At 65.6% G+C, this 23,414-nt stretch carries 22 protein-coding genes and 1 pseudogene; 7 read left to right on the top strand and 16 right to left on the bottom strand.

The features are described from left to right. Positions 1–6: 6 nt before the first annotated feature. A pseudogene (locus tag ACNJYB_RS31390) lies at positions 7–921 on the top strand (mucoidy inhibitor MuiA family protein); the annotation flags it as partial. A gap of 35 nt (positions 922–956) precedes the next feature. After that, complete coding sequence (locus ACNJYB_RS31385; RefSeq protein WP_439375690.1) at positions 957–1,685, top strand: mucoidy inhibitor MuiA family protein; 729 nt, start codon at positions 957–959, stop codon at positions 1,683–1,685. 366 nt (positions 1,686–2,051) lie between these two features. Here the strand turns inward: ACNJYB_RS31385 and ACNJYB_RS31380 are convergent, their stop codons facing one another. The 5 genes from ACNJYB_RS31380 to ACNJYB_RS31360 all read right to left on the bottom strand — a co-directional run bounded on the left by ACNJYB_RS31380 (position 2,052) and on the right by ACNJYB_RS31360 (position 7,610). Beyond that, the gene (locus tag ACNJYB_RS31380) at positions 2,052–3,020 is read right to left on the bottom strand and encodes an MBL fold metallo-hydrolase (protein WP_439370402.1); all 969 of its coding nucleotides are present in this window, start codon (positions 3,018–3,020) and stop codon (positions 2,052–2,054) included. 133 nt (positions 3,021–3,153) lie between these two features. Next, the gene (locus ACNJYB_RS31375; protein WP_439370401.1) at positions 3,154–4,050 is read right to left on the bottom strand and encodes a carbohydrate ABC transporter permease; all 897 of its coding nucleotides are present in this window, start codon (positions 4,048–4,050) and stop codon (positions 3,154–3,156) included. Then, complete coding sequence (locus tag ACNJYB_RS31370; RefSeq protein WP_439370400.1) at positions 4,043–4,999, bottom strand: carbohydrate ABC transporter permease; 957 nt, start codon at positions 4,997–4,999, stop codon at positions 4,043–4,045. Before ACNJYB_RS31370 ends, ACNJYB_RS31375 begins: the two co-directional genes overlap by 8 nt. Before the next feature lie 139 nt (positions 5,000–5,138). Continuing rightward, entirely contained in the window at positions 5,139–6,482 is a 1,344-nt protein-coding gene (locus tag ACNJYB_RS31365) for an ABC transporter substrate-binding protein (RefSeq protein WP_439370399.1), read from the bottom strand. Positions 6,483–6,566: 84 nt separating this feature from the next. Continuing rightward, a complete protein-coding gene (locus tag ACNJYB_RS31360; protein ID WP_439370398.1) occupies positions 6,567–7,610 on the bottom strand; it encodes a C-terminal binding protein in 1,044 nt (347 codons plus the stop codon). 247 nt (positions 7,611–7,857) lie between these two features. Here ACNJYB_RS31360 and ACNJYB_RS31355 point away from each other — a divergent pair, with 247 nt between their 5' ends. Continuing rightward, positions 7,858–9,543 carry a methyl-accepting chemotaxis protein gene (locus ACNJYB_RS31355; RefSeq protein WP_439370397.1) on the top strand — a complete coding sequence of 562 codons (1,686 nt, stop codon included), beginning with the start codon at positions 7,858–7,860 and terminating at the stop codon, positions 9,541–9,543. 129 nt (positions 9,544–9,672) lie between these two features. Here ACNJYB_RS31355 and ACNJYB_RS31350 read toward each other — a convergent pair whose 3' ends face one another. The 4 genes from ACNJYB_RS31350 to mgtA form a co-directional block, all read right to left on the bottom strand. After that, positions 9,673–10,647 carry a Bug family tripartite tricarboxylate transporter substrate binding protein gene (locus ACNJYB_RS31350; protein ID WP_439370396.1) on the bottom strand — a complete coding sequence of 325 codons (975 nt, stop codon included), beginning with the start codon at positions 10,645–10,647 and terminating at the stop codon, positions 9,673–9,675. A 92-nt stretch (positions 10,648–10,739) separates the two neighbouring features. Then, positions 10,740–11,675, bottom strand: coding sequence for a DMT family transporter (locus ACNJYB_RS31345; RefSeq protein WP_439370395.1), 936 nt, complete (start codon positions 11,673–11,675; stop codon positions 10,740–10,742). Between the two features lie 192 nt (positions 11,676–11,867). After that, entirely contained in the window at positions 11,868–12,797 is a 930-nt protein-coding gene (locus tag ACNJYB_RS31340; RefSeq protein WP_439370394.1) for a DMT family transporter, read from the bottom strand. 158 nt (positions 12,798–12,955) lie between these two features. Next, a complete protein-coding gene (gene mgtA / locus ACNJYB_RS31335) occupies positions 12,956–15,454 on the bottom strand; it encodes a magnesium-translocating P-type ATPase (RefSeq protein WP_439370393.1) in 2,499 nt (832 codons plus the stop codon). A 361-nt stretch (positions 15,455–15,815) separates the two neighbouring features. Between mgtA and ACNJYB_RS31330 the strand changes: the two genes are divergently transcribed. Together ACNJYB_RS31330 and ACNJYB_RS31325 are read left to right on the top strand one after the other, a co-directional pair. Beyond that, positions 15,816–17,108, top strand: a complete 1,293-nt coding sequence (locus tag ACNJYB_RS31330; RefSeq protein ID WP_439370392.1) for an adenylosuccinate synthase — start codon at positions 15,816–15,818, stop codon at positions 17,106–17,108. Positions 17,109–17,145: 37 nt separating this feature from the next. Then, complete coding sequence (locus ACNJYB_RS31325) at positions 17,146–18,768, top strand: hypothetical protein (RefSeq protein WP_439370391.1); 1,623 nt, start codon at positions 17,146–17,148, stop codon at positions 18,766–18,768. A gap of 164 nt (positions 18,769–18,932) precedes the next feature. On the opposite strand, the gene ACNJYB_RS31320 is transcribed toward ACNJYB_RS31325, so the two are convergent. The 3 genes from ACNJYB_RS31320 to ACNJYB_RS31310 form a co-directional block, all read right to left on the bottom strand. Then, entirely contained in the window at positions 18,933–19,196 is a 264-nt protein-coding gene (locus tag ACNJYB_RS31320) for a hypothetical protein (protein WP_439370390.1), read from the bottom strand. A 257-nt stretch (positions 19,197–19,453) separates the two neighbouring features. Continuing rightward, positions 19,454–19,684, bottom strand: a complete 231-nt coding sequence (locus tag ACNJYB_RS31315; RefSeq protein ID WP_439370389.1) for a hypothetical protein — start codon at positions 19,682–19,684, stop codon at positions 19,454–19,456. 35 nt (positions 19,685–19,719) lie between these two features. Next, complete coding sequence (locus tag ACNJYB_RS31310; RefSeq protein WP_439375689.1) at positions 19,720–19,962, bottom strand: hypothetical protein; 243 nt, start codon at positions 19,960–19,962, stop codon at positions 19,720–19,722. A gap of 145 nt (positions 19,963–20,107) precedes the next feature. Here ACNJYB_RS31310 and ACNJYB_RS31305 point away from each other — a divergent pair, with 145 nt between their 5' ends. Then, entirely contained in the window at positions 20,108–20,533 is a 426-nt protein-coding gene (locus tag ACNJYB_RS31305) for a DUF5413 family protein (protein WP_439370388.1), read from the top strand. Positions 20,534–20,592: 59 nt separating this feature from the next. Further along, complete coding sequence (locus ACNJYB_RS31300) at positions 20,593–21,135, top strand: DUF4112 domain-containing protein (protein WP_439370387.1); 543 nt, start codon at positions 20,593–20,595, stop codon at positions 21,133–21,135. A 222-nt stretch (positions 21,136–21,357) separates the two neighbouring features. Here the strand turns inward: ACNJYB_RS31300 and ACNJYB_RS31295 are convergent, their stop codons facing one another. From ACNJYB_RS31295 to msrA, 4 genes are all read right to left on the bottom strand, one after another. Continuing rightward, positions 21,358–21,654 (bottom strand): hypothetical protein, encoded by a 297-nt coding sequence (locus ACNJYB_RS31295; protein WP_439370386.1) that lies wholly within the window; start codon positions 21,652–21,654, stop codon positions 21,358–21,360. A 215-nt stretch (positions 21,655–21,869) separates the two neighbouring features. Next, positions 21,870–22,034 carry a DUF3309 family protein gene (locus ACNJYB_RS31290; RefSeq protein ID WP_439370385.1) on the bottom strand — a complete coding sequence of 55 codons (165 nt, stop codon included), beginning with the start codon at positions 22,032–22,034 and terminating at the stop codon, positions 21,870–21,872. Positions 22,035–22,141: 107 nt separating this feature from the next. Beyond that, the gene (gene msrB / locus ACNJYB_RS31285; protein ID WP_439370384.1) at positions 22,142–22,561 is read right to left on the bottom strand and encodes a peptide-methionine (R)-S-oxide reductase MsrB; all 420 of its coding nucleotides are present in this window, start codon (positions 22,559–22,561) and stop codon (positions 22,142–22,144) included. Positions 22,562–22,598: 37 nt separating this feature from the next. Next, complete coding sequence (gene msrA, locus ACNJYB_RS31280; RefSeq protein WP_439370383.1) at positions 22,599–23,303, bottom strand: peptide-methionine (S)-S-oxide reductase MsrA; 705 nt, start codon at positions 23,301–23,303, stop codon at positions 22,599–22,601. Positions 23,304–23,414 lie beyond the last annotated feature (111 nt).

Below are 23,414 nucleotides of genomic sequence, written 5' to 3'. Positions count from 1 at the left end.
GACTTTATGCGCATCACCGCAAGTTGTTTGGCAACGACGAGCCTGGTTCTGGTGACCACGGCCTTCGCGTCGCCGTCATGGGCCGCCGATCTGGACGCCAATTCGGCGATCGACGCCGTCACCGTTTACCCCGATGGCGCCACTGTCACCCGCGTCATCATGGTCGATCTGCCGTCCGGTGATTCGACGCTGGTGGCCAAGGACTTTCCGCTCGGTCTCGATACGTCCTCCATCCGCGTGGAGGGTGAAGGCGGAGCAAAGCTCACCATCGGCACGATCGATGCGCGGCCGCCGCGCGTGGCGGCGGTCAGCCTGCCCGAGCTGGAAAAGCGCATCGAGGCGCTGAACGACCAGCGCGCCGACCTGCAGGGCGCAATCGACTCGGCCAACGCACGGCGCAAGTTTGCCGAGCATTTTGCGGAAGCCGCCCCCGTCGGCATCGGCGAGAAGGGCGAGGCGCGGCCGATCGCCGAATGGCGTACGGCCTTTACCGCAGTCGGCGACGAAATTGCGAGCGCCGATACCGCAATCCGTGATGCCACACGCAGGATGCGCGAGATCGACCGGCAGATCGCCGAGCTCAATGTCGAACGCAAGGCCAAGCCACCGAGCAAGCTCGAGGTCCGCATGGACGTTGCCGCCACAGCCGCGACCAGGGCGACCTTGCGGGTGACTTACAATGTGCGCAATGCGCGCTGGCTGCCGCTCTACGATGCGAGGCTCGATACCGGTACCAAGGATCGCAAGCCCCAGCTCGAGCTGGTCCGCCGCGCCGAGATCACGCAATCGACTGGCGAGGACTGGTCGAACGTGACGCTGGGCGTCTCCACCGTCCGGATCGGCCGTGGCGGCAGCGCGCCGGAGCTGGGTTCGCTGCTCGCGCATATCCGCAGGTGCCGAAGCCGACGGCGCTCGGTACGGCGTCGGATCTGGCGCGTCCCGCCGCTCCCGCACCAATGCTGCGAAAGATGGAGGCGGCACGAAGCCGGGACGAATTTGATCTGCCGGCCCAAGGTGCCGACGAACAGGAAGCCGTTGCGGAGATCGGCGACTTCCAGGCGACGTTCAAAATCCCCGGCCGCGTCAGCCTCGGCGCGGCCGAAGGCGCCAAGAGCCTGCGTATCGCTGCGATGGACGTGCCCGTCGATCTCGCCGTACGCGCCGCGCCCGTGCTGGATCCCACCGCCTTCCTCGAAGCCAGCTTCAAGCAGACCGACAACACCACCCTGCTGCCGGGCAAGGTCGCGATCCATCGCGACGGCGTCTTCGTGGGCCGCGGCAAGATTTCGGCCTCGGCCAAGGACGACATCGTGCGGCTCGGCTTCGGCGCCGACGACAAGGTCAAGATCGAGCGCGCCGTGCTCAAGCGCAACGAAGGCTCGGCCGGCCTGCTCGTCACGACGTCGAAGACCGACGAGCGCTCGTTCAAGACCACGATCCGCAACGGCCACGATTTCCCGATCAAGGTCGCGATCGAGGACCAGCTGCCGGTCAGCGAGAACGAGGACATCGTCGTCGAGATGCTGCCCTCGACCACGGCGCCGACCGCAAGCAACATCCGCGACAAGCGCGGCGTGCTGGAATGGTCGTTCGACGCCAGGCCGGGCGAAGCCCGGGACATCAACTTCGCCTGGCGCGTCCGCTGGCCGAAGGACAAGGGCATGGTGATCGTGCCGGCGGGGTAGGGGCACTTCACCTCCCGTAGGCTTGCGGGGAGAGCTTGGCTGAAGGGCTGTCTCCACGAACTCATCGAGAGTGCGGGAATGGAGTTCTATCCTCGTCATTGCGAGCGCAGCGAAGCAATCCAGAATGTCTCCGCGGAAAGATTCTGGATTGTTTCGCTGCGCTCGCAATGACCGAGGGTGAGGCGCCGCTATCGGCTCCAACCCTCTCCCCGCAAGAACGGAGAGAGGGAGAGAGTCTTACTTCGCCTTCGGGAAGCATGGGCGTCTCCTGTCAGCGGACGCACGCCTTATGCGGATGGCGTATTGCAGGTTTGTGAAACCGGGAAGGCCGCAGGCTCGGGTTATTCCCATACCGCGCGCCGCGTCTCACGCGCTTTCGTAGACCAGCCTTGTGAAGAAGCTGGGATCGATGACGAACTGTCCCCACTTCGCGTCGAAGGAAGCCGTCGGCTTCGCGGCAACCGCCTCGTCGCGCGTTTTCCCCTGCTTCTTGAGATTACCGACATTGTCCCTGATCGCGACCAGCATGTCGCGGAATTCCTGCAGTTCGGCCTTGTTGCTGACGGGCCTGCCGTGGCCGGGGATGATGATGGTGTCAGCTTTGGCCGCGGCCAGATTTGCGTCGGACGCCGCGATCATGCCGTCGATGCTGCCGCCGGTCGAATGGTCGATGAAGGGATAGATGCCGTTCCAGTAGGTGTCGCCCGTGTGAAGGATGTTGGCTTCAGTGAACATCACCGAGATGTCGCCGTCGGTGTGGGCGGGGCCGTAATATCTCAAGGCAATCGATGCGCCGTTGAGCTTGAGATGGTGCTCCTTGGCGAAGACCTCGGTCGGAATGGCGCCCGCCGGAGAGGCCAGGAAATTGTAATCCCAGTCCTCGACCCGCTGGATGCCGGAGAGATGCTTGCGGGTGTTGTCCTGGGCGATGATTTTCGCGCCGGCCGCGTGCAGCCATTCATTGCCGTCGGTATGATCGAAGTGCCAATGCGTATTGATCAGATGCTCCACCGGCTCGCTGCCGAGCCCGGCCAGCGCCTGGCTCAGCCGGGGACGCGAGACGCCGATTCCGCCGTCGACGAGAAGCTTGCCGTCGGGCCCGGTCAGCACGGCGATGTTGCCGCCGGATCCTTCGAGGACGCTGATATTGCTGCGCAGCTTGCGGGTCGTGATCGGCGACGTGGCTGCGCTATCCTTGATCAGGCTGACGAGGCCGCGTGCCTCTGCGAAGACTTGCCTCGGGGTGAGCCATCCCGTGGTGGCCGCGAAAGCACCGCCGACGCAACACAGGCAAAATCCCCGCCGGGACAATGGAGGGAGTTTGGTCGATCCCATGCGATGCCCGCTTTCTGGGGCGAGTATCGATGGTCTGAACGGTCGCCCCGCCGTTAACACGGCAGAGTGCGGCCAGGCACGTCATCGGTCTACCAGGATTGCACGATCCGCTGCGAATGTATGCGGTGGCTCGCTACTCCTTTACCGCACCGGTCAGCGAGGACACGTAGTAGTCCACGAACAACGAGTAGAAGATCGCGACCGGCAGCGAGCCGAGCAGCGAGCCCGCCATCAGCGCGCCCCATTGGTAGACGTCGCCGGTGACGAGCTCGGTGAGGATCGCGACCGGCACGGTCTTGTTGGCGCCGCTCTGGATGAAGGCGAGCGCGTAGATGAACTCGTTCCAGGACAGTGTGAAGGAGAAGATTCCGGCCGAGATCAGGCCGGGCACCGCCAGCGGCAGCGTGATCCGGCGCAGGATCTGGAGGCGCGTCGCGCCGTCGACCAGCGCGCATTCCTCGAGCTCGTAGGGGATCGACTTGAAGTAGCCGATCAGGAGCCAGGTGCAGAACGGCACCAGGAAGGTCGGATAGACCAGGATCAGCGCCAGCGGCGAGTCGAACAGGCCGAACTGCACCACGACGGTGGCGAGCGGAATGAACAGGATCGAGGGCGGCACGAGATAGGCGAGATAGATGCCGAGGCCGACATAGGGACTGCCGCGGAAGCGCAGGCGTTCGATCGCATAGGCCGCCAGCGTGCTCGCGATCAGCGACAGCGTGGTCGAGCCGATGGCGACCAGCATCGTCGTCTTCAGCCAGTGCGGATAGGCGGTGTTGAACAGGAGGTGCTTGATGTGGGCGAGCGTCGGCGAGGAGATCCAGAACGGGTTGTTGTCCCGGTAGTTCATCAGCTCTGCGTTCGGCTTGAACGAGGTGATCGCCATCCAGTAGAACGGAAACAGCAGGATCAGCACGAAGCAGCCGAGCGGCAGATAGATCATCATCAGCCGCCGCAGCCCGGAATCCCAGGCCATGGTGTCCGGTGCGGCTTTGGCGCCGGCGGAGCCTTGCGCGACGGTGTCAGTCATTGGCCTCTCCCTGCTGCCATTTGCGGCGCGCCAGGCCGAAATAGGAGAACAGCGTCGCGAAAACCAGGAACGGGATCATCGACACCGCGATCGCGGCGCCTTCGCCGAGCTCGCCGCCGGCGATGCCGCGCTGGAACGCCAGCGTCGCCAGCAGATGGGTCGAGTTCACCGGGCCGCCGCGGGTGATGGCGTAGACGAGCTGGAAGTCGGTGAAGGTGAAGATGATCGAGAACGTCATCACGATGGCGAGGATCGGCATCATCATCGGGAAGGTGATGTAGCGGAAGCGCTGCCAGGCGCTGGCGCCGTCGAGCATAGCGGCCTCGTAGAGCGAGGGCGAGATGGTCTGCAGGCCCGCCAGCAGCGAGATCGCGACGAAGGGAATGCCGCGCCAGATGTTGGCGGCGATCAGCGAGAACCGCGCCGGCCAGGGCGAGCCGAGGAAGTCGATATTGCTCGACTTCCAGTGCAGCACGTCGACCAGCAGGTACGAGATGATCGAGAACTGCGGATCGTAGATCCACCAGAATGCCAGCGCCGAGAGCACCGTCGGCACGATCCAGGGCAACAGCACGATGGCGCGCAGCACGCTCTTGAACGGGAAATGGTTGTTCAGCAGCAGCGCGAGCCAGAAGCCGAGCGCGAACTTCCCGAAGGTCGCGATCCCCGTGTAGAACACGCTGTAGAACACCGCGTTCCACCACAAGGGGTCGGTGAGCAGGTACTGGAAGTTCTCGAGGCCGACGAAGACGCCGCGCCGTCCGATCGTGGTGTCGGTGAAGGCGAGCCAGACGCCGAGGCCGAGCGGATAGGTGAGGAAGACGGTGAGCAGCCCGAGCGCCGGCGCAAGGCACATCGCGATCAGGAACGGCTTGTAGTCGAACAGCCGCACGATCCAGTTCGGCCGCCGCTGCGCCAGCGCGGGAGAAGAGAGGGTGGTCACGGACATCAATGTGTTGTCCTGTCTTCGAACGTCACCACACCGTCATTGCGAGCGAAGCGAAGCAATCCAGTCTGCTTCCGCGGTGAAAGTCTGGATTGCTTCGTCGCAAGGGCTCCTCGCAATGACGGCCGCTTTGTCGTCGCCATTACCGGCCCTGCCGTCGGAAGTACCGCTTGCAGCGCTGCTCGGCTTCCGCGGCGGCGGCCTCCGGCGTGGCAGCGCCGGTGGCGACGGACGCGCACATCTGAATCAGCACATAATCGGCGCTGACCGCACCGGTCGCGGTCGAGATCGGGCCCTTGTAGCCGTCATAATAGGTGCTGTTCATCGTGTCCTTGAACACCCTCACCTTGGGGTCCTGCGACCACACGGCGGCCTCGGCATAGGCGGCCAGCGGCTGCGACCAGTAGCCGGAGTTGGCGTTGAGCCACGGCTCGTACTGGTCCTTTTCCATCATGTATTGCAGGAAGGCCTTTGCGGCATTGGGGTACGGGCTGTGCTTGAACACCATCGCGTTCAGCGTCAGGCCCGCCATCGGCGAGACCTTGGCGAGGCCCTTGGGCAGCAGCTGATGCTCGCTGTCCTCGGCGATCGCCTTGGTTGCGGGGTCGTTCTTGAGCGAGAAGTAAAGCGAGACGCCGTTGGCCGTCAGCGAGATCTCCTGCGATGAATAGGCGCGGTTGTTGCTGACGTCGTTCCAGGACGGTGTGCCGGCGATGAAGGTCGGGTACAGCTCCTTGACCCAGTTCAGCGCGGCGATCGTCTCCTTGCTGTTGATGGTGACGTTGCCTTCCTCGTCGAGCAGGGCGGCGTTGTGTGACCACAGTGCCCAGTTGGCGAAGCCGTTGCCGTCGCCCTTGGCGTTGCCGAGCGCGAAGCCGGCCGGCTTGCCGGCCTTGTGCAGTTTGCGGCACAGGTCGACCACGCCGGCATGATCTTCCGGAACCTTGTCGAAGCCGACCGATTGCAGCACTGATTTGCGGTAGATCAGGGGACCCGCGGTGGCGCCGAACGGCAGTCCGATCCAGGTGTCGCTCTTGTTCTTCTTGCCGTAGCGTTGCGCCAGCGGCAGCCAGCCGCCATAGCGCTTGCCGAGATAGTCGGCGACGTCGGTGAGCTCGATCAGCTTGTCGATGTAGATATGAGGTGCGTCGGAGAAGCCGATGATGATGTCGGGGCCGGCGCCGGAATTCGAGGTCACCGCGGTCTGCTGGTTGATGTCTTCCCAGCCGACGAAGTCGACCTTGACCTCGACCCCGGTGTCCTTGCTGAACTTGGCCGCATTGGCGCGGAACACGTCCTCGTCGGCCTGGACGAAGCGCACCGGGCGCAGCATGCGCAAGGATGCGCCCTTCTCGATCTCGAGCTTGGGCGCCGTGACATCGGCCGCTTTGATATTGGATGTTTGCGCTGCAGCGCCGGTGGCCGCAAGCGTTGCAGCGGACAGGCCCAGCGCCAAGGCATCACGACGTGTGATGTCGCTCCTCATCAGTTACCTCCCTATGTGTTCCCTTCCCGGCGTTGATCGCCGGTGAAGGGTCGTTCCGGTCTTCGGCGCTGTCGCGCCGGCCGCCTAGCTGTTCGGCCCGCGGTCCATGCTGACGGGCTGCCAGCGGCGGAGCGCGGTGTTCTGCAGCACCGACGGATTGACGCAGCTTACCGGCCACATACCCTGAAGCACCAGTGACAATTCGTAGCCCACGCGGCGCTTGCGCGCCTCGTCGAACCGTGCCGAGGCCGAGGCGACATGGGCGGTCAGGGTCACGTTCTCCATGCCGAGCAGCGGATTGTTGTGCGAGGGCGGTTCCTTCTCCAGCACGTCGAGGGCGGCGTGCGCGATCCATCCCTCCTGCAGCGCCTTGATCAGGCTCTCCTCGTCCACCGTGGCGCCGCGGCCGGTGTTGATGAAGATCGAGCCCTTCTTCATCTGCCGGAAGTGCTTCTCGGTCAGCATGTGGTGCACCTCGGGCCGCGCGGGTGCGTGCATCGAGACGAAGTCGGATTGCGACAGCACCTCGTTCAATGTCGCCGGGATGACGCCGTGGTCGTACATCAGCGTTTCCTGGATGAAGGGATCGTAGGCCATCATGCGCAGGCCGAAGGGCGCCGCGCGTTTCGCAACCGCACGCGCGACGCGGCCGAACGAGATAAAACCGAGCGTCTGGCCCATCAGGCGCGGGATCTTGAGCAGCGCCGGCCGGCCTTCGGCCCAGCGGCCGTCACGCACCATGCGGTCCTGCTCGACCAGGCGGCGGAAGCCGGCGAGCAGCAGCATCATGGCGTGGTCGGCGACCTCCTCGATGAAGGTATCAGGGATGTTGGTGACGGGAATGCCGCGGGCGGTGGCGGCCTTCACGTCGACGCTGTCCACGCCGACCGAGCCGAGCGTGATGACCTTGCACTTCTGCAGGCTGTCGATGATGGCCTTGGTGATCGGGATGCCCTTGGCATAGATGGCATCGGCATCCTTGGCAGTGGCGATGAACTCGGCCTCACTCGCGGGGGCTTCGACGATCTCGGCATCGATCGGATCGAGCGCCTCGCGCTCGTAGGAATAATCGCTGCCCGCGACCGTGAAGCTCGCGCCCTTCGGCGTCACCACCCTGTATTTCGGCATTTCCTGCTCCCGATTTGGTTTCTTGTCGTGACCCGGCTTTCTCCCGGGCCTTTGCGTCTTTACGCGAAATCGCGGCGGGTGCGTACAATTGCCGGTTGTCCACACCGGTGAAAATTGCCGGTTTGGCCGGCATTGTCCGGATTTCTACGGAGGCACGTAAGTAACTTGCTAAGGGGGCTCACCCTAAAGGTTGATTCAATTTCGATCGATCCACTCGCGTGCCGTCCTTTGTTGCCGGAGCTATCCCGTGAAGTTGAGCAATCTGAAGATCGCCCCCAAGCTTGGAATCCTTGTCGGCGTCACCCTGTTCGGCCTGTGCATCTCCGGAGTTCTCGCCGGCTACCTGATGAAGCGCGAGATGGTGAATGCGCGCATCGGCCAGACCAAGGCGATCGTCGAGCTGGCCCGCAATTATGCCGCGACGCTGATGAAGCGGGTCAATGCCGGCGAGATGACCAAGGACGCCGCGTTTGCGGAACTGCGCCGCTACGGCAACGCGATGACTTACGACAAGGGCTCCGGCTATCTGTTCGGCACCAGCTATGACGGCATCACGCAGCTTGCGCCCGATCCAAAGCAGATCGGCGCCAACCGCATGGACGTGGAGACGAACGGCCGCAAGCTGTCACGTGAGATCATGGACGGCGTCAAGGCCACCGGCGACATCCTGCTCTTCTACGAATACATGAAGCCTGGCCGGGAGAAGCCGATCCGTAAGCTCGGCTACGCCGTCGCTGTCCCCGGTTTCGAGATGTATCTCGGCACCGGCGCCTATCTCGAGGACATCGACGAGAAGATGGGGCCGGTCTACTGGCTGCTGGGCCTTGCCGTGCTCGGCATCGTCATCGTCGCCGGCAGCGTTGCCTGGATGCTCGGCTGGAGCATCAGCAGTCCGTTGGCGCTGCTCGGTGCCAGCATGAAGGATCTCGCCGACGGCAAGCTCGACGGTGAGATTCCCGGCGTCGGCCGCGGCGACGAGGTCGGCGGGATGGCCGCGACCGTCCAGATCTTCAAGGACAACGCAATCCGCATCCGCGATCTCGAGAGGACCGAGGCGGACGCCAAGGAACGCGCCGCGGCGGAACGTCGCAGCGCCATGGAAGCGATCGCCAGCGACTTCGAGCGCAGCGTCAACGGCATCGTCCGCTCGGTCTCCTCGGCCGCAGCCGGCATGCAGACCACGGCGCAGTCGATGACCGCGACCGCCAGAGACGCCTCCGCGCGTGCGGCAACGGTCGGTGCGGCTTCGTCGAAGGCCTCCGGCAATGTCGGCACGGTTGCCGCGGCGGCCGAAGAGCTGTCGAGTTCGGTTGCGGAAATCTCACGCCAGGTGACGCGCTCGACCGAAGTTGCGAGCCGCGCCGTCAGCGATGCCGAGCGCACCAACGCCACGGTGCAGGAACTCTCCACCGGCGCCGAGAAGATCGGCGAGGTGGTCAAGCTCATTCACTCGATCGCGGCGCAGACCAATCTGCTCGCGCTCAACGCCACCATCGAGGCGGCCCGCGCCGGCGAGTCCGGCCGCGGCTTCGCCGTCGTCGCCTCCGAGGTCAAGGCGCTGGCCAACCAGACCGCCAAGGCGACCGAGGAAATCTCCGCCCAGGTCGCGGCGATGCAGACCTCGACCAGCGATGCGGTCGCGGCGATCGGCGGCATCACCCAGACCATCGCCGAGATGAGCGAGATCACGGCGGGCATTTCCGCCTCGATCGAGCAGCAGGGCGAGGCGACCCGCGAGATCGCCCGCAACATCCAGTCGGTTGCCGCCGGCTCGAGCGAGATCAACGCCAATATCGGCAGCGTCACCTCGGCCGCGGAGGCGACCGGCACGGCGGCAAGCGACGTGCTGACCAACGCCCGCGAGCTCGACAGCCAATCCGGCGCGCTGCGCAACGCGGTGGACGGCTTCCTCGCCAAGGTGCGGGCGGCCTGATTCCTTGCGCTGAATTCGTGGGGTGGGCAAAGACGCAAGAGCGTCGTACCCACCTTTTCCTTGTTGAGTTCTCGAGAAGTGACGCTGGGCACGCTTACGCTTTGCCCCATGCGAGCCGTGCCGCCGACCCTACTGCTTCTCGATCCCCGCGTCCCGGATCAGCCGTTCCCACAGCACCAGCTGCTCGTTCACGAACGTGCCGAGCTGCTCCGGTGTGCCGGAGAAGGCGTCCATGCCGAGCGTCGCGAGCTGGGCCTTGATCTCCGGCTTCTCGACGATCTTGCGGATCTCGGCGTTGAGCCGCGTCACGATCTCCTTCGGCATGCCGGCAGGACCGAAATAGCCCTGCCACGACGAGATGTCGAAATCGGGCACGCCGGCCTCCTGCATCGAGGGCAGGTTCGGCACCAGCGGCGAGCGGTCCTTGGTGGTGACGGCGAGCGCGCGCAGCGCGTTGCCCTGGACGTGCGGCAGACCGGTCAGGATGTCCACGAACATCATCGAGACGCGGCCGCCCATGACGTCGTTGAGCGCCGGCGGCGAGCTCTTGTAGGGCACATGCAACAGGTCGAGCCCGGCATTGTGCGCGAAGGTCGCGCCCGACACGATCGCCGAGGACGAGCCCGAGGCGTAGCTCAGCTTGCCAGGGTTGGCCTTGCCGTAGGCGACGAGCTCGCCGACGGTCTTGGCCGGCACGTCCGGATTGACGACCAGCATGAAGGGCAGGTCGCCGGTGCGCGCGATCGGGGTGAAATCCTTCACCGGATCGTAGGTCAGGCTCTTGAGCAGATAGGGATTGGCCGAATGCGTGGTGTTGGTCGTCACCAGCAGAGTGTAGCCGTCAGGGGCGGCCTTCGCGACATAGGTCGCCGCGAGCATGCCGTTGGCGCCCGCCTTGTTCTCGATCACGATGCCGACGCCGAGCGCCTGCGACAGATGCTGCGAGATCAGCCGCGTCGTGGTGTCGGTACCGCTTCCGGCCGCGAACGGCAGCACCAGCGTGATGTTGCGGCTGGGGTAATTGTCGGCCTGGGCAGCGGACGCGGCGAGACAAAGTGCGCCCGCGCCGATGATGCGCAGGTTTCGAATCAACGCTGAAAGCATGTGTGGTCGTTCCCTCCTTTTTTCGTTGGTGGGAAACCTAGCTTCTCTTCGCTGAAATCGGAAGGCGGGAGTTCGTCGCCCGCGTCACGGAATTACTTCGCCGCTGAACCCTGGCGTGAGGCGATCACGACGCCGGCAAGCACCAGGGCATAACCGATCAAGTGAAACGGCTGCAGCTTTTCGCCGAGCAGCAGGATCGCCATCGCCGAGCCGAACACCGGCACCAGATGGAAGAACGGCGCGGCCCGGTTCGGGCCGATCAGCGCGACGCCGCGGTTGAAGAAGAGATATGCCAGCGTCGAGGGAAAGATCAGGATGTAGCCCAGCGTTGCCAGCGTCAGCGCATCGAAATGCAGGACGCGGCCGCTCATTGTCTCCCAGATCGCGGTGGGCAGCAGCATCATCGCGCCGCAGCAGGTGGTGAAGGACAGAAAGGACAGCTGGTGGATCTTGGGCCGGCGCGGGATGAAGGCGGAGTAGAGGCCGAACGCGATCAGCGAGGAGGCGAACATGAGATCGCCCCGGTTGAAGCTGATGCCGGCGAGCGCGGCGAGATCGCCGCGCAGGATGATGATGAGCACGCCGAGCAGCGAGATCGCGATCCCGGCGAGCTGCCCGCCGGTCATCCGCACCCCGAACAGCACCAGCGACCACAGCGCCACGAACAGGGGACCCGCCGACTGGATCAGCAGCGCATTCAGCGCCTCGGTGTATTGCATCGCCCAGTACGAGATCGCGTTGTTGAAGGCGAAGCCCACCAGCGACAGGAACAGCATCAGGGGCAGGCTCGCGCGCAGCGCCGGCCAGTCGCGCTTCAGATGCGGCCAGGAGAACGGCAAGAGCAGCAGGAACACGCCGAACCAGCGGATCGTGGTCATCGTCAGCGGCGGCACGTGCGCGCCGACATGGCGCGCGAGCACGATGTTGCCGGCCCAGAACAGCGAGCTCAGGCTGAGCAGCAGATAAGGCTGGTTGTTGAGCCAGCTGGCCGGATTGGCGGCCGGTGGCGCGGGCGAAGCAATCGTCATTGGCGTTGGATGCAACTTGCGCCCGATTGCCGTGATGACACAAGTCACAGGGCCGCAATGCTACAATGCGCGAGTGAGCCGAAGCGCGGCCTCAGCGGTCAATATGTTGGACGCAGCCTTGATGCAGCGCGTGCTCTTTCCTTCTCCCCAAGGGGAGAAGAAGGGCAGCAGTGCACTTGGATCGAAGCTGGGCTACGCCTGCTTCCTCGACGCCGCGAACACGCCGGACAGCACCAGCGCGAAACCGATGAAGTGGAACGCGTGCGGCTGTTCGCCCAGGAACACCATCGCCATGATCGAGCCGAACACCGGCACGACGTGGAAGAACGGCGCGGCGCGGTTGGCGCCGATCAGGCGCACGCCACGATTGAAGCAGAGATAGGCGAGGGTCGAGGGGAACACCGCGACGTAGAACAAAGTGAGCAGGTTCGGCGCGTCGAGCTTCATCACCGGACGCGCGGAGAGCTCCCAGATCTCCAGCGGGACCAGGCATGCGGCGCCGGCACCGAAGGTGAAGGCGAGGAACGACAGGCCGTGCATCGGCGGCCGCTTCAGGCTCAGCACCGAATAGAGCGCGAAGATCAAGAGCGCGAGCAGGAAGATGAGGTCGCCCTTGTTGAACTCGATGCTCGACAGCGTGGTGACGTCGCCGTGCAGCAGGATGGTCAGCACGCCGCACATCGACAGCAGCACGCCGAAGGCCTGCGCCGCCGTGAGGCGGATGCCGAGGATGACCAGCGACCACAGCGCCACCAGCAAAGGCGCGGCCGACTGCAGCAGCAGCGTGTTGAGCGCCTGCGTGTGCTCGAGCGCCCAGTATTGCAGCGTGTTGAAGGCGCCGATGCCGGTGATCGAGAGCGTGACCATCAGGCCGAGCCGTCCACGAATCGCGGCCCAGTCCTGCACCAGGTGGTTCCAGGCGAACGGCAGCACCAGCAGGAACGCGAACAGCCAGCGCAGGAACGACAGCGTCACCGGCGGAATGTGGCCGGCGGCGAGCCGCCCGGCGATGGCGTTGCCGGCCCAGCACAATGCGGTGATGCTGAGCAGCAGGTAAGGCTGGTTGGCGATCCAGTTGTGACTGGATGCGGCGGCGCTGGTGGTCTGGCCGGTGGCGGTCATCGTGGTTGTTGTGGTCCCGCGTCATGCGCCGGGACCCCGGCCCGGCGATAGCAGGGCCGGCTTCAATCGCCCGGCACGGTCCAAAGACACGGAAAGGTCCCCGACATCAATGGGGCGAGGCGCATCGCCTCCATGCGCAGGCGATACGGCGGGAACCTTCAATTCTTCCGCCCGCTGCGGATTGCGAAGGGCTTCAGCAGTTCGGCGCAGGCGAGATAGGCGACGACGAGCAGCGCGATGCCGGCCATCATGATCGGTGGCGGGGCGACGAAGCCGAACCAGGCCCCGAGCGGCGTGAACGGCAGCACCATCGCCGCGAGCAGCGCGGTCAGCGAGGATGCCGCGAGCGCAGGATCGGGCCAGTTGCGCCACGGCCTTCCATTGGTGCGGATGATGAAGATCACGAGGATCTGCGTCGCCATGGATTCGACGAACCAGGTGGTGCGGAACTCCTCGGGCGAAGCCTTGAACAGCACCAGCAGCGCGACGAAGGTCAGGGCATCGAACACCGACGACAGCGGTCCCATGATCGCAGCGAACCGCACCAGACGCGCCATGCTCCACACCTGCGGCTGCGCCGTGGCCTGCGCCGAGACCCGGTCGAAGGGAATGCCGAGCTCGGAGAGATCGTACAGCAGGTTGTTGAGCAGGATCTGCGTCGGCAGCATCGGCAGGAAGGGCAGCGCGATCGAGGCGGCTGCCATCGACAGCATGTTGCCGAAATTCGAGCTGGCGCCCATGCGGACATATTTGAGAATGTTGGCGAAGGTGCGCCGTCCCTCCTCGACGCCGTCGGCGACGACTTCGAGATCGGAGGCCAGCAGGATCATGTCGGCGGCAGCCTGCGCCACGCCGGTGGCGCCGTCGACCGACAATCCGACGTCGGCGGCCTTCAGCGCCGGTGCGTCGTTGATGCCGTCGCCGAGGAAGCCGACCACCTCGCCGCCGGCCTGCAGCGCCTTCACGATGCGCGACTTCTGGTCCGGCGCGAGGCGGCCGAACGCATCGGCGGAGCGGACCTGTACCGCGAGCGCCTCGTCGCTGAGCGCGGCGATGTCGGCCCCCGACAGCACGCGCTCGGGATTGAGTCCGACCAGGCCAGCGAGCCGCTTCACCACCACGGGATCGTCGCCCGACAGGATCTTCAGCCGCACGCCGCCAGCGGCGAGCCGCGCAATGGCTGCCGCGGCCGTCGGCTTCGGCGGATCGGCGAAAGCGCAAAGACCTTCGAACACGAGATCGGTCTCGTCGTCGGTCTCGATCTCGCGCCGCGCGCCGCTCCATGCCCGAGAGGCGATGGCCACGGTGCGCAGGCCCTCGCTTGCGAGCTCGCGCGCGCGTGCCATGGCCGCCTCGCGCGCCCGCTCGTCCATCGTGCACAATGCGAGCACGGCTTCCGGGGCACCCTTGACGATCAGCAGCGCTCCGTCCGGACCGGTGGCGAGCACCGATCCCAGCCGGCGCGAGAAGTCGAAGGCCTGCTGCCCGGCCAGCCGCCAGCCTTGCACGGCATCCGGCCGGCCGGCGACGAGCGCGGCATCGAGCGAGCCGCGGTCGCCGCCGAGCGATGCTGCGATCGCGCCGAGCTGCGCTGCGCGCGGCGCGTCGTTGCCCGCGCCACCGATGCTTCTGGCGAGCGTGATCTCGGCCGAGGTCAGCGTGCCGGTCTTGTCCGTGCACAGCACCGTCATGGCCCCGAGATCGTGGATCGCGGCCAGCCGTTTCACGATCACCTTGCGGCCGGCCATGCGCAGCGCGCCGCGCGAAAGCGTCACCGTGGTGGTCATCGGCAGCAGTTCCGGTGTCAGCCCCACCGCGAGCGCCACTGCGAATAGCAGCGAATCGAGAATCGCGCGGCCGGACACGACGCGAATGGTGAGCACGATCAGCACCAGCGCGAGCGTGGCGCGCGCGACCACGAGGCCGAACTCGCGCAGATCGCGCTCGAACGGGGAGGTCGCCTGCGGCTCTGCGAGCGCTGCGGCCGCGGCGCCGAACACGCTGTTGCGGCCGGTCCCGACGACGAGCGCGATCGCCTCGCCGGTCTGCGCCACGGCGCCGCGGAACAGCGCATTCGAGGTGTCGTCGGGGTCGGTAACGGCGCCGGCCTGCTTCTGCACCGGATAGGGTTCGCCCGTGAGTGCCGCTTCGCCCGCGGTGAAGGCGGTGCTCTCCAGCACCAGCGCGTCGGCGGGAATGATGTCGCCGGCGCGGATGCGCAGGAGGTCGCCGGGAACGACGTGCTCGACGTCGATCTCGCGGAAGGCGCCGTCACGCTTGACCTCGGCCTTGAGCGCCACCGAGCGGCGGAGGATCTCGGCGGCGCGGACCGCATGCCCTTCCTGGATGGTGTCGAGCCCGATCGAGCCCGCGAGAATCAGTACGATGATGAGCCCGCCGATGTCGTCGCCGGTCAGCATCGAGACGATGCCGGCGACCAAGAGGATCAGCGACAGCGGCTCCAGCAGCCGGCGCAGGATGGCGCGCATGGCGCCCTCGATGCGCGGCGGGGCGTCGCTGTTCGGCCCGAAACGGTCCAGGCGTTCGGCGGCTTCCGCGCCGGTCAGGCCTTGCAAGGAGCAGCCGAGCCGGGTGCAGAGCGCATCGGCCGTCAGGTGCCAGAGCTGGCTCGCTTGGCTGTTCGGCGGTTTGGTCACGGCATGTCCGAAAAATCGAGAGTTCAAGGTCCGGGCAGGGTCAGCGCGGAAGGTGACGGCTATCCCTTGGCGCAATTGCGGGCCGGAACGCTTGATGCCGGTCAACCGGGGTGCCCGCCGGCTTCAAAGGTTGCGAGATTTTAAGGGGATATCAAAGGCTTGGACCAGCCTCCGGTCCTCGAAAAAGCCCCGTTCTTGCTTGCCTAGAGGGGCTGCTTCCTTTATCCGGTTGGCTGCCTTGCGTGCGAGCGGTCCCGGGCCGCGGATCGGCTGGGCGTCAGGCATGATCCCGGAAGAGTGGGCACCGGTTTTCCGCGAGGATCATGCCTCCTGAGACAGATTGAACAGGGATTACCCGCGAATGGCCAATGTTGTCGTCGTCGGCGCCCAGTGGGGCGACGAAGGGAAGGGCAAGATCGTCGACTGGTTGTCGGAGCAGGCGGACATCGTCGTCCGCTTCCAGGGCGGCCACAATGCCGGCCACACGCTGGTCATCAACGGCAAGACCTACAAGCTTGCGCTGCTGCCCTCCGGCGTGCTGCGCGAGGGCAAGCTGTCGGTGATCGGCAACGGCGTGGTGTTCGATCCCGCCGCCTTCCTCGATGAGGTCGCCAAGCTGCGCTCGCAGGGCGTCGCGGTCTCCCCGGAAAACTTGCGGGTCGCCGAGAACGTCACCCTCATCCTGCCGCTGCACCGTGAGCTCGACGCCCTGCGCGAGTCCTCCAACGCGGCAACCGCGATCGGCACCACCCGCCGCGGCATCGGTCCGGCTTACGAGGACAAGGTCGGCCGCCGCGCCATCCGACTGATGGATCTCGCCGACCTCAACACCCTGCCGCACAAGATCGACCGCCTGCTGGCGCACCACAATGCGCTGCGCCGTGGTCTCAACCTGCCGGAGTTCGACGGCAAGGAGGTCCTGAAGGAATTGAGCGCGCTGGCGCCGCAGCTGCTGCCCTATGTCGAGACCGTGTGGCGCCTGCTCGACATCGAGCGCCGTGCCGGCAAGCGCATGCTTTTCGAGGGCGCGCAGGGCGCGCTGCTCGACGTCGACCACGGCACCTATCCCTATGTGACCTCGTCCAATACGGTGGCGGCGCAGGCCGCGACCGGCGCCGGCCTTGGGCCGGGCGCCGTGGGCTATGTGCTCGGCCTGTGCAAGGCCTACACCACCCGCGTCGGCCAGGGCCCGTTCCCGACCGAGCAGGACAATGAGATCGGCCGCAAGATCGGCGAGCGCGGCCGCGAGTTCGGCACCAATACCGGGCGGCCCCGCCGCTGCGGCTGGTTCGACGCCGTGCTGGTCCGCCAAGCGGTCCGAACCTGCGGCATCAACGGCCTCGCGCTGACCAAGCTCGACATCCTCGACGGCTTCGACACGATCGAGGTCTGCACCGGCTACAAGCTCGACGGCAAGGAGATCGACCATTTCCCGGCCGGCGAGGGCGCCCAGGCCCGGGTCGAGCCGATCTACGAGACCATCGAGGGCTGGAAGGAGCCGACCGCCAGCGCGCGGTCCTGGGCCGACCTGCCGGCCCAGGCCATCAAATATGTCCGCCGGATCGAGGAATTGGTAGGGTGCCCGGTCGCGCTGCTTTCCACCAGCCCCGAACGCGAGGATACTATCCTGGTCCAAAATCCGTTTGAGGCTTAACGATGTCTTACCGGGACGCGCGTATAGTTGAGTAGAAATGGCTGATTACTATCCGCTGATCGCCCGCGCTATTGCCGCCCTGGACCCCAACGCTCCCGGCGAAAGCCGTCGCGCGCTCTATGAACGGGCGCGCACGGCACTGATCGCGCAGCTCCGCAGCGTGCAGCCGCCGCTCTCCGAGTCCGAGATCACCCGCGAACGGCTGTCGCTGGAAGAGGCTGTCCGCAAGGTCGAATCGGAAGCCGCGCAGCGTGCCCGGGAGGCCTCGCGCCCCGGTGGTGGTGGCGCCCGTAGCAGCGGCAGCGGCAGCGGCGATGCCTTCCGCCGGGCCGGCACCCGTGCCACCGAGGCGGGCCCGCCCCCATCCCAGCCGCGCACCCGTCCGGCCCCGACCCCGCCGCGGGCCGACCGCCCGTCCTTCAACGTCGATGACCAGGGCGATGTCCAGCGTCCGCCGCGCGCACCGCGTTTCGACGCGCCGCGCCAACCGGGGCCGCCTGCGCCGCCGTCGATGCCGGAGCCGCCGGCGCCGCAACCGGCCGGCCGCGATCGCCCCGGGGGGCGCCGTCCGCCGGAGATCGGACCGCCACCGGCGCTGCCTCAGGCCCCCGGCGTGCGCGGCTTCCGCGACATCACGGCCGATGCCAACGACCTCGGCGGCGCGGCCGCGCAGGCCAACCGCGCCGCGCGCCGCACCTACGCCAACGTGCCCTCGCCCTCGCCGGAATTCGACCGGCTCGAGCCGAGCCTGGAGAACCGCGCCGGCGAGCAGGACGCGCCCTATTCCTATGACGAGTCGGTTGAGGAGGCCGAGGGCTACGCGTCGCAGCCGCCGTCGCCGCGCCCGCACATCCCGGTCCTCGACCGCGACGCCAAGAAGCCCAAGCGCCGCGGCTCCGCGTTCCCGTTCAAGAGCGCGATCGCCGTCGGCATCGTGCTGATCCTGATCGGTGCCGGCATCCTCTGGGGCAAGCCGCTGCTCCAGGCCGCCACCAACCTGTTCAAGTCCTCGCCGACCCAGGTCGTGGAGGCGCCGAAGGATGCGTCGCAGCCGCAGAGCAAGCCGAAGATCCCCGACCGCGTCGGCCAGCCCTCGGCCAGCGACCAGCCGGTCGCGCCGGTGGCGCAGAAGGTCGTGCTCTATGACGAGGACCCGTCCGACCCGAAGGGCAAGCAATATGTCGGCTCGGTGGTGTGGCGGCTCGAGCCGATCAAGGCATCGGGCAACCAGAAGGCCGACGTCGCCGTGCGCGCCGAGATCGAGATTCCCGACCGCAAGTTCAAGATGACGATGTCGTTCCGCCGCAATACCGATTCCTCGCTGCCGGCGAGCCACACCGCGGAACTGACCTTCATCCTGCCGCCGGATTTTCCTGGCGGCAGCGTCTCCAACGTGCCGGGGATCCTGATGAAGTCGAATGAGCAGGCCCGCGGCACGCCGCTTGCCGGCCTCGCGGTCAAGGTCACCGACGGCTTCTTCCTGGTCGGCCTCTCCAATGTCGATGCCGACCGCGCCCGCAACGTCCAGCTCCTGAAGGAGCGTTCCTGGTTCGACGTGCCCCTGGTCTACGCCAACCAGCGCCGCGCCATCATCGCCATCGAGAAGGGCGCCCCCGGCGAGCGCGCTTTCAACGACGCCTTCGCCCAGTGGGGCGACTAGGCTTACTCCGAGAAGTTTCCGCCTGCAGGGCGGAGGCGTCGCCACACACTCCGTCATTGCGAGCGAATCGAAGCAATCCAGAGTCTCTCCACGGTCGAAGTTCTGGATATCGTCGCAAGCGCTCCTCGCAATGACGGCGGATCGGCAGGCGTCGCCACCCCCTCCTACTGCGCCGCCGCTTCCCGCTTCCGGGCGGCCGCATGCTCGCGGTCCATCACGGCGCGGCAGCCGGGGCTGACATGCGACTTGTTCCTGACCATGCAGGCGGTGATCCGCGGGATATCAGGGATTTCACTGGAGCACAGCCGCATCGCATCGGCCGAGCACATCTGCTGGGCTTGTTGCGAGAAGGCGAGACTGGGTGATGTCTGGAGTGCGAAGGTGGTGGCGAATGCGACGACAGAGGTGATGGTCTGATAGCGTGTCATGAAGGATGGGTCCCTGAGTTCCCTGGGCTTGAGCCGCTTGGTTTTTGGGGCGCCGCACGCGGCTTGATCTGCCGCACGTCACAGCCTTCACGCCGGGACCTCGATCCCGCATGTGGTCGCTCGATTACTTGGATGTCGAATCGAAAGTGCTGCGCCGCCCGAGCGAAGTATGCGCCATTGTCGCGCGGCTGCAATGGTCATGGCAAAGGAATTCCCGATTGTTGCGCGCACGTCACGCAGCAAGCGAGGTGGCGCGATCAGATCGGCCTGTCGGATGATGCGCTCGCTTGTTCCGCATCGTCGGCACCGAGCGAGGCGGCATGTTCTTGCACCGCCGTGACGCCCTTCGCGGTGAGCTCGAACAGATCGCCGTCCTTCATCACATAACCGTCGGCGATCAGCTCGCTGATCTTGCCGTGACGGTCGTCGGCGAAGGCGACGGACTGGCTGATGTCCCTGAGGATCGAGAGTTGTTCGTCGCGCAGCATGGCTTCACTCTCCGTTCACAGGGTGCTTCCGATCCTCACATGCCGTGGCTGGCGAACACCTTGCTGCATGCTTTCGACAGCTTGGCCCGGTTGGCCTGCAGGCAGCTCTGCACTGCGCCGTCATTGCCGAGTTCCTTGCGACACAGCCGCGACGCATCGCGCGAGCAGGCGTTCTGCTCTTGTGGCGTGCCCATGTGGCCCTGGGCAAAAGCGGGCGCGCCCGACAGGCCGCTCAGGGCAACCAACGTGATCGTCGCCAGACAAAATTTACGGGACATCGGCGGCTCCAATCCGACTGGGATGATTTCCAAGTGCTGTCTGAACTCGTCGCCATTCCACTTGTTCCCCTCGAGGCGGCCACCGACCCCGCTGTTCAAGGTTCCCGCTGCGCTGCTATAACGGGACCAAGGGTGAGGGTATTTGATGAAACGCTATCTGGTGTTTGCGCTGGTTGGCCCGTTCGTCGGCGGGTTCCTGCTGCTGCTGACGACAACCTATCAGTCGGGCTATTGGACCCAGACCAGTCTCGGAGAGGTCGGCAAGCTGTTCGTGGTGTTCTTCAAGACGCTGCAATACAGCTATCTGTTCGGCTTCCTGCCCTCGCTGATGATCGGCGCCGTCGACGATATTCTCATTCATATCCGCCGGATCGGCCCCACCTTGCGCATGCTCCTCGTCGGCCTGTTCGCCTTCGTGCTGGCCTCACTGACCTACAGCTCGCGCGGGCCGGATTCGGGCGTGGTGCAGTTCATCCTGTACGGCATGGTCGGCTTCGTGCCGTCGGTGATTTCCTCCTGGCTCGTGCATAGATATGTCGAGGAGCCGCAATCCGCGGCAGCACCGACCTGAACGCGCGGCGTTCGGGCGCGGCGCAGCAACCCTCGTGGCGCTGGCGCGTTTCCCAGGTTATGACCATGTCTGACGACGACATCCTTGCGCCCCACAAATCCCGTTCCGGGAGCCATTCGCGCGCGACCGTTTCAGGCGCCGCGGCGCACGGGAAGATCATCGACCAGGAAGGGCATGAGATCCGCCCGGAGACGCTGGAACAGGGTTTTCGCGAGTTTCGCTTCGAATTCGGTCAGGGCAATCCGTTCGGCAATCTGACGCGCGAGCAGCGCATCGCGCGGCTCGAGGCCATCGCAAAACTGCTCGACGTCGCCTTCATCCTGCCCGGTACCAACATCCGCTACGGCATCGACGGGCTGATCGGGCTGATCCCCGTGGTCGGCGACATCATCACGACCGCGATCTCGCTGTGGCTGGTGCGCGAGGCGAGGGCGCTGGGTGCGCCCTGGTACGTCACCGCGCGCATGCTCGGCAATGTCGCGGTCGACGGCGTGGTCGGCATGGTGCCGTTCGCGGGTGATGCCTTCGACGTCGTGTTCCGCGCCAACATGCGCAACGTCCGCCTGCTCCGCCGCTGGCTCGACAAGCAGCCGCGGACGTGAGGGCGGCGGGTGAGGGGGAGTCCGACTGGTCGACGACGCGCCAGATTTCTCCACATCCTCATTGCGCGCGCAGCGAAGCAACCAAGAATTTTTCCGCAGAGGGACGCTGGATTGAGAGGGGCGCTGGATTGTTCGCTGCGCTCGCAATGACGCGCGAACGCAAAAGGCGCGACGACCTTTCGGTCATCGCGCCTTCAGCGTACATCGGACCCTTGCGAAGACTTACGCCGCGTCGGCGTCGGTCTCGGCGGCGGCGGGCGCCGGCTTGGGACGGCGGGGCAGCGGGAAGGCTTCGCTCTCATAGAGCGAGCGGATGCCGTTCTGGTCGAAGCGCGCTTCCTCGACCTGGAGATAGGCGCCGTTCAGCGAGTCCGTCGGCAACTGCTCCATCGCGAACTGCACGGCCTCGGCCGCGGTGCCGAACCGGCGGTAGGTGAAGCCGGCACGCTTCTTCTTGCGGATCGCAGCGGGGAAGAGTTCGGCGGAGGTGTTGAAGTTGAACGGACGCAGTTGACGCATGGTCAAAGACCTCGTGATCTTCTCTGGGGCTTTAAGCGCGTGGGGTTTTGGGAGGGCAGGGGCCGCACTCGAGCGGGCCCGCCGCACATGTCATTTTCGTCCCCTAATATAGGCCGTTTTGACAGAAATGCGACCCCCGCGATGCGAGATGATGAATCCACGCATGGCAGCCCCGCAACCAAAGAAATATAAGCTATTTCAATGGCTTGTATGGTTTAAACTTTGCCAGCAAGCAGCAGCACGATCAACACGACCAGCGCGACCCCGCCGATCCCCATGCCGGAATGGCCAAGGCCATAGCCGTAGCCGCCGAACTGGCCGGACAGGCCGCCGACCAGATAGATGATCACCAGGATGATCAGGACGGTCCCAAGGGTCATGGCATCCTCCCTGGCGGCCCGCCGGAATGCGCTGATCGGCGCACCGCTAGGGAAGAAAAGCACATCGCGCCCCCGGGTTCCATGGCGGAACCCGGAGCGCGCGAGGGTTATTTGGGCTCGAGCTTCAGCGCCGCGGAGTTGATGCAGTAGCGCAGGCCGGTCGGTCCGGGGCCATCGGGGAAGACATGGCCGAGATGGCCGCTGCACTTGGAGCAGAGCACCTCGGTGCGGATCATGCCGTGGCTCAGATCCCGCTCCTCGTCGATATGGCTCTCGACCGCGGGCGCGGTGAAACTCGGCCAGCCGCAGCCGGAATCGAACTTGGCATCGGACTCGAACAGTACATTGCCGCAGCCGGCGCAGACGTAAGTGCCGGCACGATGGTCGTGCTCATATTCGCCGGTGAAGGGTCGCTCGGTCGCCTTCTCGCGCAGCACCGCGTACTGCATCGGCGTCAACTCGCGCCGCCACTGCTCTTCGCTCTTGATGACCTTGTCGTCGGTGGTTTTCGCCTTGGTGTCGGGCATGGGTCTCCCGTTTCTTCAGTGATCGATGATCTCGCGATCAGTTGGTGGCCTTGCTGGCATTCACCAGCGTCGGCTTCTCGATGTAGTGATCCGCGAACAGCTTTTTCAGGTTCTCGACCTTGGGCAGGTCGTTATAGGCGATGTAGGGCTGGTTCGGGTGCAGCGTCAGATAGTCCTGGTGATAGGCCTCTGCCGGATAGAACGCCTCCAGCGCGCCGACCTTGGTCACGATCGGCTTGCCGAACACCTTGGCCCCGTTGAGCTGGGCGATATAGGCCTCCGCCACATTCTTCTGCTCGTCGGAGGTGGTGAAGATCGCCGAGCGATATTGCGTGCCGATGTCGGGGCCCTGGCGGTTGAACTGGGTCGGGTCGTGCACCACCGAGAAGTAGATCTGGAGGATTTTTCCGTAGGAGATCTTTTTCGGGTCGTACTTGATCTCGACTGATTCCGCGTGGCCGGTCCGGCCGCTCGAGACGGTCTGGTAGTCGGCGGTCGCCTTGGTGCCGCCGGCATAGCCGGAGACCGCGCTGACGACGCCCGCGGTGTGCTGGAAGACGCCCTGCACGCCCCAGAAGCAGCCGCCGGCAACCACGGCGGTCTGGATGCCGGTTGCAGGCGCCGCGTCCAATGCTGGGGCAGGGATCACGACCGCCTCCTCCGCGGCCCGGGACGGCATCGTGAAAGCCAGCATCAGGGCGGTGGTTGCGGCGAGCAGGGTGGCGAGGGCGGTTCGGCGCATGACGATCCTCTTTGGGAAGGGCTGACAGTCTAGGGCGGTCGGGACCGGGCGAACAGCCTGCCCGGCCGCGTTTTCGCATCATTCAAGATACGGGCAGAGCCGCAGATTGTT

This window comes from Bradyrhizobium sp. SMVTL-02 (genome assembly GCF_051853005.1).
Lineage (GTDB): Bacteria > Pseudomonadota > Alphaproteobacteria > Rhizobiales > Xanthobacteraceae > Bradyrhizobium.
Note: the sequence above shows the minus strand (reverse complement) of the source record. Positions and strands in the feature narration are given on the sequence as shown.

Bases quoted from the DNA above. Each gene is read 5' to 3' on its own strand.
- ACNJYB_RS31385 (WP_439375690.1), top strand. From the start codon at position 957: ATGCTGCGAAAGATGGAGGCGGCACGAAGCCGGGACGAATTTGATCTG.
- ACNJYB_RS31380 (WP_439370402.1), bottom strand. From the start codon at position 3,020: ATGGGATCGACCAAACTCCCTCCATTGTCCCGGCGGGGATTTTGCCTG.
- ACNJYB_RS31375 (WP_439370401.1), bottom strand. From the start codon at position 4,050: ATGACTGACACCGTCGCGCAAGGCTCCGCCGGCGCCAAAGCCGCACCG.
- ACNJYB_RS31370 (WP_439370400.1), bottom strand. From the start codon at position 4,999: ATGTCCGTGACCACCCTCTCTTCTCCCGCGCTGGCGCAGCGGCGGCCG.
- ACNJYB_RS31365 (WP_439370399.1), bottom strand. From the start codon at position 6,482: ATGAGGAGCGACATCACACGTCGTGATGCCTTGGCGCTGGGCCTGTCC.
- ACNJYB_RS31360 (WP_439370398.1), bottom strand. From the start codon at position 7,610: ATGCCGAAATACAGGGTGGTGACGCCGAAGGGCGCGAGCTTCACGGTC.
- ACNJYB_RS31350 (WP_439370396.1), bottom strand. From the start codon at position 10,647: ATGCTTTCAGCGTTGATTCGAAACCTGCGCATCATCGGCGCGGGCGCA.
- ACNJYB_RS31345 (WP_439370395.1), bottom strand. From the start codon at position 11,675: ATGACGATTGCTTCGCCCGCGCCACCGGCCGCCAATCCGGCCAGCTGG.
- ACNJYB_RS31340 (WP_439370394.1), bottom strand. From the start codon at position 12,797: ATGACCGCCACCGGCCAGACCACCAGCGCCGCCGCATCCAGTCACAAC.
- ACNJYB_RS31330 (WP_439370392.1), top strand. From the start codon at position 15,816: ATGGCCAATGTTGTCGTCGTCGGCGCCCAGTGGGGCGACGAAGGGAAG.
- ACNJYB_RS31325 (WP_439370391.1), top strand. From the start codon at position 17,146: ATGGCTGATTACTATCCGCTGATCGCCCGCGCTATTGCCGCCCTGGAC.
- ACNJYB_RS31320 (WP_439370390.1), bottom strand. From the start codon at position 19,196: ATGACACGCTATCAGACCATCACCTCTGTCGTCGCATTCGCCACCACC.
- ACNJYB_RS31315 (WP_439370389.1), bottom strand. From the start codon at position 19,684: ATGCTGCGCGACGAACAACTCTCGATCCTCAGGGACATCAGCCAGTCC.
- ACNJYB_RS31310 (WP_439375689.1), bottom strand. From the start codon at position 19,962: ATGTCCCGTAAATTTTGTCTGGCGACGATCACGTTGGTTGCCCTGAGC.
- ACNJYB_RS31305 (WP_439370388.1), top strand. From the start codon at position 20,108: ATGAAACGCTATCTGGTGTTTGCGCTGGTTGGCCCGTTCGTCGGCGGG.
- ACNJYB_RS31300 (WP_439370387.1), top strand. From the start codon at position 20,593: ATGACCATGTCTGACGACGACATCCTTGCGCCCCACAAATCCCGTTCC.
- ACNJYB_RS31295 (WP_439370386.1), bottom strand. From the start codon at position 21,654: ATGCGTCAACTGCGTCCGTTCAACTTCAACACCTCCGCCGAACTCTTC.
- ACNJYB_RS31290 (WP_439370385.1), bottom strand. From the start codon at position 22,034: ATGACCCTTGGGACCGTCCTGATCATCCTGGTGATCATCTATCTGGTC.
- msrB (WP_439370384.1), bottom strand. From the start codon at position 22,561: ATGCCCGACACCAAGGCGAAAACCACCGACGACAAGGTCATCAAGAGC.
- msrA (WP_439370383.1), bottom strand. From the start codon at position 23,303: ATGCGCCGAACCGCCCTCGCCACCCTGCTCGCCGCAACCACCGCCCTG.